A 12,098-nucleotide genomic window follows, 5' to 3' on the forward strand; every position below is an offset into this window, starting at 1 on the left:
AAAAAATAACGTGTATAAAATAGTTAATTTATAGTGATGAGTGAGTAGTGTCCTAACAGATGCTTTTCAAAAAGTTTTTTATTAGAAGAAGATATTTTATTAACGAGCATAAAAAGTCTGAATGACGTTTATATTAACTTGACCAAAAAACAGGCCTTGATTTTTTTTTTGAGGAACTTAGCTTGAGTAGTCATTAAGAAACCCGATTATCCCCATTTACCTACTAATAACCTTCATGAGTTCCTCAATATAAGGTTTGTGAAAGTAAGTTATTCTATAAATGAGCTATTCAAATAGCGCTCCGCATCTAGAGCCGCCATACAACCCATTCCTGCGGCAGTGATAGCTTGACGATATACCTGGTCGCTAACATCACCTGCTGCAAATACACCTGGAATGTTGGTGGCGGTAACATTACCTTCTAAACCAGATTTGATGCGTAAGTAACCTGCTTCATTCATATCAAGTTGGTTTTTAAATATTCTTGTATTAGGATTATGACCAATAGCGATAAACAAACCATTGATATGGATTTCTTTAGTTGTCTTATCTTGAACATTTTTAATACGAACGCTAGTTATACCTGTATCATTGCCAAGGACTTCTTCAACTACATAGTTCCATTCAATGTTGATATTTCCATCCTCTACTTTTTTCATTAATTGCGTAATCAGCATTTTTTCGGCGCGTAATTTATCCCGACGATGAATGAGTGTTACATGAGAAGCGATATGCAAAAGGTAAAGAGCTTCTTTTACGGCTGTATTTCCACCCCCTACGACAGCAACTTTTTTCCCCCGATAGAAAAAACCGTCACAGGTGGCACATATCGAAACTCCCTTGCCCATATAAACCTTTTCTGAAGGTAGTTCTAAATAGCGGGCAGAAGCCCCTGTAGCTATAATTAAAGCATTACAAGTATAAGTAGCACTATCACCGGTAAGAATAAAAGGCTGTTTTTTTAAATTTACTTCATGAATGTAATCTAAAATTATTTTTGTATTAATACGTTCCGCATGTTTTTGCATTCTTTCTATAAGTTGAGGACCTTGTAATCCCGGTGCTTCCCCAGGCCAATTATCTATATCTGTGCTAGTCATTAATTGTCCCCCTTGTTCAATTCCCGTGATCATAATAGGTTTGAGATTAGCTCGGGCGGCATAAATGGCTGCAGTATAGCCGGCAGGACCTGAACCTAGAATAATGAGAGCATGCTGTTGTTTTTTATTCATGATTTTATCTAAATTGAGATGTTTGTTAAAAATTATGTTAGTTAATAATATTAAACGTAATTATCCAGCACTGCTAGTATTTATTGAATAACAGTTGCAATTAAAATTAAAATTTTTTCTTTCCGGTCTAATTGTATTTTCATCAAAGTAGGTGGGGGGTAGTTCCGATGAATCAAAATAAAAAACGCAACACTTTAAAAAGGCAAATGAAGATTAATTCTCGAACGAATTTGCATTATTGTTTGTATGAAGGATGTTTTATTGTAGTACTTACATTTTCTGTTTTTCTGATTCTTGCTTTAGTAAGTTATCACTCCTCAGACCCGAGTTGGTCGCATAATGTAGTAATTAAAAAAGTGGCTAATGTTACAGGAGAAATAGGGGCGTGGATTTCTGATTTTCTTTTATATACGGCTGGATACCTGGGTTATCTTTTTCCTATCATGCTTTCTCGTGTTGGATGGTTTTTCTTACGAAATCGACATGTAAAAGGAACTGAAGGTTTCGTAACATGGTCTTTAGTACTTTTACGTTCTGTGGGATTTTTATTACTGTTATTAGCAGGCACAGGGTTGGCTGTGATTTATTGCTCTGTTTCATCCTCTCATCTGCCGTTTAATGCAGGTGGGATACTCGGTACTGTAGTGGCTGGAAAATTACTTCCTATTTGTAATAGGATAGGAACTACATTAATTTTATTTTCTTTCTTAATGATTGGAATCACTTTATTCACCGACTTATCTTGGTTTAGGTTTTTGGAATTTTTAGGTAAAGTTTTGATAAAGCTTACACAGTTAACAAAAGAACAGTTACAAGTAATTTCATGGAAAAATTTATTTTTATTTCACTCTCTTAAAAATCAAGAGGTATCGGTCGCTATTCATCAAATTAAACGGGTAAATCCAACATTAATTCTAGAATCACAAGACATGAATCTCAAAGTAAAAATTACTAAACGTCCCCAATTAGAAATTGTGGATACAGAATTTAAAGCACATCAATTTAAAAATTCTACGATCATTCCAGATCTTTCTTTACTGGATAAACCTGTAAAAAATTATGAAGCCTCTGCTTCCGAAGAGGAATTACAAAAAAAATCTAAAGAATTAGAATTATGTTTAGTGGACTTTGGAGTTCAATCTCAGGTGGTGTCTGTCCATCCGGGGCCTGTAGTAACTCGTTTTGAGTTAGAGTTGGCTGCTGGAACAAAGGTAAGTCGTGTAACTAAATTAGTGAAAGATTTAGCTCGTTCTTTATCGGTAATCAGTGTACGAGTAGTTGAAGTAATCCCGGGTAAATCCGTTATTGGCATTGAGATCCCTAATAAGGTTCGAGAGGTGGTATCTTTGTATGAAGTTTTAGCTACTAAGCAGTATCAAAATTCAGAGTCTAGTTTAACTTTAGTATTAGGGAAAGATATCGGGGGGTACCCAGTTATTGTTGATTTAGCAAAAATGCCTCATTTGTTAGTAGCAGGCACAACAGGTTCCGGTAAATCTGTTAGTTTGAATACCATGTTATTAAGCCTTCTTTATAAAGCTACTCCGAAACACTTACGCCTCATCCTAATTGATCCTAAGATGCTGGAATTTTCTATTTATGCAGGGATTCCCCACTTAATGACTCCCGTAGTGACTGATATGAAAAATGCAGCTTCAGTGTTACATTGGTGTGTAGTTGAAATGGAGCGGCGTTATTCTCTCATGGCTGCCTTGGGAGTACGTAATATCTCAGGATATAATACTAGAGTGCGAGAGGCGAGTGAAGCCGGAGCACCTTTACTAGACCCCCTGCAAACTAATAAAGAAAGGAAACCACAAGAGCTTAAAGAGTTACCACAGATTGTAGTGATTGCAGACGAATTTTCGGATATGATGGTAGTAGTGGGTAAAAAAATCGAAACCCTTATTGTTCGCCTTGCACAAAAAGCTCGTGCAGCAGGTATTCATTTAATTTTCGCTACTCAACGACCCTCTGTAGATGTGATTACGGGTTTAATAAAGGCTAATATTCCAACCCGTGTTGCTTTCCAAGTTTCTTCTAAAATTGATTCACGGACTATTTTAGACCAACAAGGAGCAGAACAACTATTGGGACATGGAGATTTACTTTACTTAGCTCCGGGTATGGGAGTCCCGATTCGAGTCCATGGTCCTTATGTTACGGATGAAGAGGTGCATCGCGTAGCAGAATATTTAAAGAAAAGTGGTGAAGCTAATTATGTAGAAGAAATTCTTGATGAAATAAAGGCCTTTCAAAGCCTAAACAGCTTTAAAAAATCCGCTTTAGTGGGTGGATTAGAAGAAGAAGGGTCCAAACAAGACCCCCTTTATAACCGAGCAGTAGAAACTGTTATTCAATCTCAACGAGTTTCTGTATCGAGTATTCAACGCCGTTTTAAAATTGGGTATAATCGAGCTGCCCGAATCGTAGAAGCCATGGAAATAGCTGGTGTTGTTACTTCCATAGAAAATAATGGAACTCGTGAAGTGTTGATCCCATCACAAAAAATCAAATGCTGAAATGAATCCCTAAAGGTTTTGAATAGTATGTTTTGATGAAAACTCGAATTATAAAATAATCAAAATTAATACAATGAATTATAAAATTAACTTATTTTTTTTTATATTATTTCTTCTTACTATCCCTTTAGTTGGTATTTCAGTTAAGAAACCTGATGCTGCCTCTCAATTAAGTCAATTACTGTCCAGTTTTAATACTTATCAGGCTACATTCAGACAAACAACGTTTGATAGTGAGAAACGAGTCATTCAAAAAAGTTGGGGCCGTATCATGCTCAAACGGCCACGGAATTTTCGCTGGGAAACAAATATTTTTACCAATCAAATTATTATCACCAACGGAAAAAGCTTATGGATTTATAATAAAGATTTATCTCAAGCTATCCAACAACCACTGGAAAGAAGAAAAACTATTACTCCTGTCTCTTTCTTATCAGGTTCTATCAAAGATTTAAAACCAAACTTTACAATAAAAAGTTCACTAAATAATGGTACTATAATGTTTGAATTAGTACCTCGAATTAAAAAGAATCTCAATTTTAAATGGATCCAATTAAAATTTACACAAAAGAAACTGACTGAACTGACCCTATTAAATCAGTTAGAGGAAAGAAGTATTTTTCGATTTAAACACATTAAAATTAACCAACCGCTAGCAGATTACTTATTTCAACTTAAACCCTCACATGATGTGGATATCATCAAACAATGATTTTATTTCCTTTGCTATTCGTATGTCTCTTTACTCACTGGAAAAAGTTAATACTCAAAAGGATTGATTAACTGATAAAAATAAGTCCCTATTTCAAAATAGGGAAAATTATATTGGAAAATTAAATTCTATAATAGCCTAAAAGATAAACTTCTCTAGAGATAAACAAAAAAATGCTATCATAGAAATTATCGCGCAAAGAATGCAGTCCCTCCTGTTCTATAGAATCTTTATTTTCTATTTTAGCGGGTCTAAAGGGGAATATTCGATGTAGTTAAAGCGGGTTAGCAAATGGCACACAAGAATAACCTCAAAAGATTTATTCATCAGCCTACTTTTTATTTGTTGATAAAATAAGGGTTCACTTTCACTACCCTTAAATAAGGGTTAATAAGATATTCTTTTGGTTTGTATAAATCAATAGACCTTATTATTACTTGTATAATAAGGTGTGTCTATAATAAAAAATTCCTCTCTTTAATTAAAGAACGTTTTATGATCATACACACGAATATATTTATCCATTGAATATCTTAAAGAAATCACGTTCCAAGATCCCAAACGATGATTTAACAGAAAATTGTAGAAATTTTTTGTTCGTTACGTAAATGTAGCGAATAATTTTCCGATGGCCATGTTCCTCAATCTTTAAATATTTTAAAAATCTTGGCTTATTTTTATTGTGAGGAAAACAAAAATAGTTCTTTAAAAAACGGTCTGTTTGATAAAGTTTTTAATAAAGGTTTACAACAACGTTGTTTTAATAAACAAAACGAAGCTTTTTATGCTCTCAAATTTTCACCTTACATCAATTAATTTCTCATGGGTCCCTTTATCTCTATAAATATAGAGCTTTACTTAGTTATCTCAGATGTGTTAGATAAATGACTCTATGGATCGGACCCCTTTTATATTAGAAGACACATTTTACAAATAGCAAATAAAAAATATTGGAAACCTTAGCATATTCTCGCACATTACAAATAAGCCTTGATTCCTCAAAAACTTATTAGTGAGTAGGAACATCAGAGTAAGAAGTTGCTTTTTATGACAATCTGTAATTTTTATTGCACTAATGAACTTATAAAGAAAGGTAGTTTTATAAAGATTTTAATACCCTGTCTTACGATGCAAAGAAATAGTGTAGTGTGGAAAGTTTTACTTAATTTAAGGAAACAGTAAGTATTGATAGAAAAGAGTATCAATACAATTACGGTGAGCCTGACAAGTTTTTTCTCGGAGAGTAAATTCATTCCTCAGTATCGTTAAAAGATCATCAATATTATGTTCTATTAAAATGGAAAATAATAAATAGAAGGCTAAAAATTAAAAAGCTTAAAAATTTTAAAAACTTCAATGAAAAATACAGAGAGCAAAATTGTTGTATTAATTGACCAATCTATAAATTTTTTATTATAGTTTTTATGTTTTCTCTCTGTTTAATGAAATTTTAGCTAAAAATTTTTTCTGAGGAATCTAGTTATCAATCTAAATTAGTTTCTTTCTTATTGTTATCTTAATTCAAGATATTATATGTTAGGGTCGCTTTGGTTTATCAGAGATATTTAATCAGCGGGGATCTTTATAAGCTTCTTGGTGAGGGTTTACTATTTTCTTTAGCTTTTTTTACTACTATCTCTTTATTTCAATCGTATGCTTTCGGTACTGCTCTTGCTAATATCGATCTCTATTTGATATTCTCATGCACGATAACCCCATCCTATGAGCTTTTGGTTAGGTCAAGCAATTATTTTTTTAAGGAAAGATTGTGTTAGATCCTAAATTATTACGCCAAAATTTAAATGAAGTAGTGCAAAAATTGCGTCGCCGCGGCTTTGAATTCGATAAAAATTTTTTTTTAAAGCTTGAAAAGAAGCGAAAAGCTTACCAAACGATTACTCAATCCCTTAAGACTCAACGTAATCAATTATCAAAAATGATTGGAATGGCTAAATCAAAAGGCAAGGATATTCCAGTTTTAATGACTGATATTTCAAAGGTGGGAAAAGAATTAAACCGACATGAGTCTTTGCTCGAGACTATTCAAAGAGAATTATTAGATTTTCAACTATCACTTCCTAATTTTCCTAATGACTCTATTCCCGATGGTCAGAGCGAAAATGATAACCGAGAAATTCGTAAATGGGGTAAGATACCTGATTTTAATTTTTCTCCTAAAGATCATATTTCTTTAGGAAAAGGTCAATTAGATTTCGAAGCAGCAGCTAAATTATCAGGTGCACGTTTTGTTGTTTTACGTGGTGAATTAGCGCGAATGCAACGCGCTCTAGCACAATTTATGTTAGATTTGCATATCGAAGATCACGGCTATCAGGAAATGTACGTTCCTTATTTAGTTCATGAGGAGTGCTTGTATGGTACTGGTCAATTACCTAAGTTTCGAGAAGATCAATTTAAGGTAGCAGGAAAGTGGGACTTTTTTTTAATTCCAACAGCAGAAGTGCCTTTGGTTAATTTAGCTCGAGATAAAGTTTTTGAAAGTACCCAACTCCCTAAAAAATGGGTAGCCCAAACACCATGTTTTCGAAGTGAAGCAGGTTCTTATGGAAAAGATGTTCGTGGAATGATTCGTCAGCATCAATTTCAAAAAGTGGAACTTGTTCAATTAGTAAAGCCAGAAAGTTCTTATAAAGCTTTAGAAGAATTAACAGGTCAAGCAGAAAAAGTATTGCAATTATTAAATCTGCCTTATCGAGTAGTAGAATTATGTAGCGGTGATTTAGGATTTTCTGCAGCTAAGACTTATGATTTAGAAGTTTGGTTACCTACTCAGCAACGCTATCGAGAAATTTCTTCTTGTAGTAATTGTGAAGCCTTTCAAGCTCGTCGAATAAAAGCGCGCTGGCGTAATCCTGAGACAAAAAGACTTGAATTGCTCCATACTCTCAATGGTTCAGGCCTTTCCGTAGGTCGTACTTTAATTGCTATTATGGAAAATTACCAGCAAGTGGATGGTCGCATTTGTATGCCAAAAGTATTAAAACCTTATATGGGGGAAATAGATTATTTAAAATTAGCTTAATAATTTTATCTAAGGAGGGGGTAATTAAGTAGTTAGAGATATTCATTCATAAAATGAGAGTAGTAATTTTTTAAGGCACGTACTGAAAAAACTAACAGCATTGGTTTTATCGAAAAAGTCCTAAAAATATTTAAAATGGATAACAAAATATTTCTAGCTATTTAACTAATCGAGCTTATTTTTGAACGAAGGTACTATTTTGATACACTAACCCTGAGTGAAAAACGTCCTACTTAAAGATATTTTTATTAAAAGGCCTTGTATTCTAAGTTGTGAATACGAACAAAGATACCATGATGATCATAATAACTCTCTCCGGTTAACCAAAATAGCACTAATTAAGAGTAGGTAATCAGAAGAGGGGGGGTAGTTTTTATAAAAATTAGCTTTCCTAAAGAATAAAGTTGTCTTGCTCCTAAAAAGTCACACAAAACAGCGATTAACAGCAATCCATTATTTAGTATATTAATTTGTACAGAATCTTTTAGGATGATAAAAATCTAGTACACTCATACATAATAGGTTTCTTAACCTAACTGTGTGCTTTTTGAAGAAAGTTGTAAGTATAAAAGCTTTGAGTGCTACCTTCACAGATTAAGGAGCAAACTCTTCGTTAATAAGTTCTCTTACAAGTTTCCAATCTGATCATATATATTAGCTAGGAAGTTTTAACGGCAGAAAATGCCAAAGAAATAGTAAAAAAATCTATTTAAAAATGTTGTAATTTATACCTACCAACATATTTATACCTTTTAATTAATCTGTATGATTACACTTCTAATCGATTAATAATCTTTCCGTTGACTTACCCTCCATAGGCTTAATCAAACAGAGAAACAATAAATAATTAGTAATCTTTTTTCTAATCCTTTTTGCTTTTCATTTTTCATTAATTAAAAATCATTAAATGTTATTTATTTTTTTCTTAATAAGATTTTTAAAGATCTAGAGAGAGATGCTAGTAGTGCTTATGCAAGAATTGCCGTATACAATATAAATGAGAGATAATTCAGAAAAAGGTATCACAGTGTCTATAAAAGTATGGGCTACTTATCAGATAAAAAGCTTTAAAAATCATCTATTAACTGGAGAGATGGCAGAGTGGTTGAATGCGGCGGTCTTGAAAACCGTTGAGGAGGGAACTCTTCCCAGGGTTCGAATCCCTGTCTCTCCGTCAGTTATTGAACGATTATGATTATTTCTGATCCTAAAACTTATCTGGCTACTCTTCCAACAGAGCCAGGCGTGTACCAAATAAAAAACTCTCAAGGGGAAACCCTTTATGTAGGTAAAGCACGTAATTTACAAAAGCGAATAAGTAGTTATTTTTATCACCATCTTGATAGTAAAACTCAAGCAATGATGGCACAAGTTTGTCTCATCCAAATTACCATCACTCGTAATGAAAATGAAGCACTTTTATTAGAAGCAAGTTTTATTAAACAGTTTCAACCTCGTTATAATGTATTGTTACGGGATGACAAATCTTATCCTTATCTTTATCTTGGTACCCACCAGAAATTTCCTAGACTAGATTTTTACCGTGGATCTAAAAAAGTTTTAGGTCGTTATTTTGGGCCTTACCCTACAGTAGGCTCGGTGCGAGAAAAGTTAGCATTAATTCAAAAATTATTTAAGTTACGCCAATGTAGTGATTCTTTTTTTAAACACCGAACTCGTCGTCCTTGCTTACAATACCAAATTAAACGGTGTACAGCACCTTGTGTGGGTTATGTTGATGAACTAAGTTATCGGCGTCAAGTAGAAGACGCTATTTTATTTTTTGAAGGAAAAGATAATGAAATTATTAGTAAATTAAATTATAAAATGGAAGTAGCTTCTGAAGAATTAAATTTTGAAAAGGCTCTCCATTATCGAGAGCAAATTCGGGAATTACGCCAGATTCAAAAACAACAGTTCATTATGAGTGAGAAAGAGAATGTGGACGTAATTGCAGTATCACAAATTAACGGAGCTATTGGGATTACGATTTTATTCATTCGAAGAGGTCGTATTATTGACCATAAACCTTTTTTCCCTGATATGCCAAAGGGGATAACCCTACAGACCGTACTATCAGAATTTATTCCCCAATATTATTTAAGCCCCCTTCGCAATGGTGACATTCCTGAAGAAATTGTAACTAATGAGCCCCTACCTGACCGCCTATGGATTCAACAAGCTTTATCTGCAAGTTTACAGCGAAAAATAGTGATAATTACCAATCAAAAACACGCACCTTATAAGCAGTGGCGTCAGATGGCTATTCGTAATGTGCGGCAAGCCCTTTCTCAACATTTACTGGAAATCAATACTTTTTCAATTAAATTAGAAGCATTACGGAAAGTTTTACAATTACATAACCCTATTTCCCGTATTGAGTGTGTTGATATCAGTCATGCTCTTGGAGAGGCTACTATTGGTTCGTGCGTTGTTTTTGGAAAAGAGGGAGCAATAAAACGTCATTACCGACGATTTAATATTTCCGATCTCCAAGCGGGAGATGATTATGGCGCCATAAGAGAAGTCCTTGTGCGACGTTATATACGATCGAAAGAAAGAAAAGTATTTTTACCTGACCTCTTGATGATCGATGGAGGTAAGGGGCAATTGCGATTAACAGCAGAAGTATTGGAAGAATTACAAATAAGTGAGGTAATTTTGCTTGCTATAACTAAAGACCCTGCTAGAAAATCTGGTTTAGAAAAAATATATATTTGGGGTCAAGAAAAAGCAATCCGTCTTCCTGCTGATAATTTAGCTTTTCATTTGATTCAACAAATTCGTGATGAAGCTCATCGATTTGCTATTACAGCACATCGGGTTAAACGAGCTAAACGTAGAGTTGAATCTCAATTGCAGCAAGTAAAAGGGATTGGACCCAAACGTCGTCGTGAATTATTAGGATATTTTGGAGGATTACAGGAACTTCAAAAGGCAAGCGTGGAAGAAATTACCAAGGTTCCAGGTATTAGTAAAAAATTAGCTAAATCTATTTATTACTATTTACAGAGTTCTTCTAATTAACTTGACCTCTTAAGTAATCACCGTAGAATTTTCCTATGAATATTGCAATTTTCCTGACCTTGACTAGACTTTCCTCTATTCCTATTTTAGGTCTTTTTTATTACTTACCTTTTAGATGGGCTCACCCAGTTGCTGCAATAATTTTTATATTTGCTGCACTAACAGATTGGCTAGACGGTTATGTAGCTCGAAGTTTATCACAAACAACTGATTTAGGAGCATTTTTAGATCCTGTAGCCGACAAATTATTAGTAGGAGCAGTATTAGTTCTGGTGGTGGGAGAATGTTATGTAGCTTATTTGGCAATTCCTGGAGCGATTATCATTTGTCGAGAAATAATTATTTCCGCGTTGCGGGAATGGATGTCGGAATTAGGTAAACGTACCACTATGACTGTTAGTTTTCTTTCTAAGATTAAAACTACTCTGCAGATGATCGCTTTGATTTTATTGATTTGGTATGTACCTGGAAGGTCCTTGTGGATTATCTTAAGCGGGGTATTTTTTTTGTGGGTTGCGGCCCTTCTGACCATATGGACAATGGTCATTTATTTAAAGATAGCTTGGCAAGACTTGACAACAAGTTCTAAAAGCTAATAATAGCTCTGTCTCACTACAAAGAAGAGACTTTAAGAGAGAAAACTAACTTTTAAACTAAACCTTAAAAGTAGTAGTAACTGTTAATGTATTTATAAATTAGCTTAAATAAGCGGGAATAGCTCAGTTGGTAGAGTACAACCTTGCCAAGGTTGGGGTCGCGAGTTCGAATCTCGTTTCCCGCTCCAAAAATTTTATAAAAAATAAACCTTATTAATCTGTTTTAAAAAAACATCATTTTATTTAATATAATAGACTATCAAATAATTTCCTAAGTTTCTTAGGACAACTGACGAAATAAAACTAAAATTAGATCTCTGAATAGATAACAAATATTACTCTGGACTAAGTGTTTTTTTAAGGTAAGCAAATTTCATCATGAATTGAACTATTAAAAATCTAATTGTTGTAAACAGATGAGAATTTCCATCCCTTAATTAAGTAGTTATAAAGTGTTTCTTTTATCTTGAAAGATAGCAAGATAGAGATTATTATTGCTTATGTAGCGTTAAATTACCGATTAATACATTTAATGAAGATATGGTTTATCTTTATTTACTCTGCTAATTCATCATAATGATACATGATCTTTTAGCTAAAAATCCTGGGGTGCATCTGTACAAATAGCAATCTAAGATTACCCTCTTAAAAAGAGTAATTTGTTTTTTTAAGTATTTTTTATGAAAGTTATTTAATTCTTGCTTTTAAACTTTTAAAAAGCTCTTTCATTAATTTGGGTGAGGTGATTCGTTATTAGCTATCAATTCATAATAAGCCACAAAATCTTTAGAACGATTTTAGCTGAAATTAATGCATTTATTATTTTTGAGATAATAATATGAACCATAATTAAAGTAGATATTTAGAGCAAACATTTTTTGTACTTTCGAGATCAGAAAGTAAACCTTCATAGTGACTAAATTTTATTGAACTTTTCCCTAATTAGGATTATATAAGGTTCCTTAT

At 33.4% G+C, this 12,098-nt stretch carries 6 protein-coding genes and 2 tRNA genes; 7 read left to right on the forward strand and 1 reads right to left on the reverse strand.

Going from position 1 to position 12,098, the window contains the following annotated elements:
* Positions 1–269: 269 nt before the first annotated feature.
* A complete protein-coding gene (trxB, locus tag CLERM_RS01945) occupies positions 270–1,232 on the reverse strand; it encodes a thioredoxin-disulfide reductase (RefSeq protein WP_102156921.1) in 963 nt (320 codons plus the stop codon).
* 167 nt (positions 1,233–1,399) lie between these two features.
* On the opposite strand from trxB, the gene CLERM_RS01950 reads away from it, so the two are divergent.
* The 7 genes from CLERM_RS01950 to CLERM_RS01980 all read left to right on the forward strand — a co-directional run bounded on the left by CLERM_RS01950 (position 1,400) and on the right by CLERM_RS01980 (position 11,320).
* Positions 1,400–3,754 carry a DNA translocase FtsK gene (locus CLERM_RS01950; protein WP_102156922.1) on the forward strand — a complete coding sequence of 785 codons (2,355 nt, stop codon included), beginning with the start codon at positions 1,400–1,402 and terminating at the stop codon, positions 3,752–3,754.
* A 64-nt stretch (positions 3,755–3,818) separates the two neighbouring features.
* The gene (lolA, locus tag CLERM_RS01955; RefSeq protein WP_408936549.1) at positions 3,819–4,466 is read left to right on the forward strand and encodes an outer membrane lipoprotein periplasmic chaperone LolA; all 648 of its coding nucleotides are present in this window, start codon (positions 3,819–3,821) and stop codon (positions 4,464–4,466) included.
* Between the two features lie 1,768 nt (positions 4,467–6,234).
* Positions 6,235–7,509, forward strand: coding sequence for a serine--tRNA ligase (gene serS, locus CLERM_RS01960; protein WP_102156924.1), 1,275 nt, complete (start codon positions 6,235–6,237; stop codon positions 7,507–7,509).
* Between the two features lie 1,087 nt (positions 7,510–8,596).
* A tRNA-Ser gene (locus CLERM_RS01965) sits at positions 8,597–8,683 on the forward strand.
* 17 nt (positions 8,684–8,700) lie between these two features.
* On the forward strand, positions 8,701–10,536 hold the full coding sequence (gene uvrC / locus CLERM_RS01970; protein ID WP_102156925.1) for an excinuclease ABC subunit UvrC: 1,836 nt from the start codon (positions 8,701–8,703) through the stop codon (positions 10,534–10,536).
* 35 nt (positions 10,537–10,571) lie between these two features.
* On the forward strand, positions 10,572–11,132 hold the full coding sequence (gene pgsA / locus CLERM_RS01975) for a CDP-diacylglycerol--glycerol-3-phosphate 3-phosphatidyltransferase (RefSeq protein WP_102156926.1): 561 nt from the start codon (positions 10,572–10,574) through the stop codon (positions 11,130–11,132).
* Positions 11,133–11,244: 112 nt separating this feature from the next.
* Positions 11,245–11,320 (forward strand) — tRNA-Gly (locus CLERM_RS01980).
* Positions 11,321–12,098: the final 778 nt, after the last annotated feature.

Origin of the sequence: Coxiella-like endosymbiont (genome assembly GCF_002871095.1) — a bacterium.
Classification (GTDB): Bacteria; Pseudomonadota; Gammaproteobacteria; order Coxiellales; family Coxiellaceae; genus Coxiella.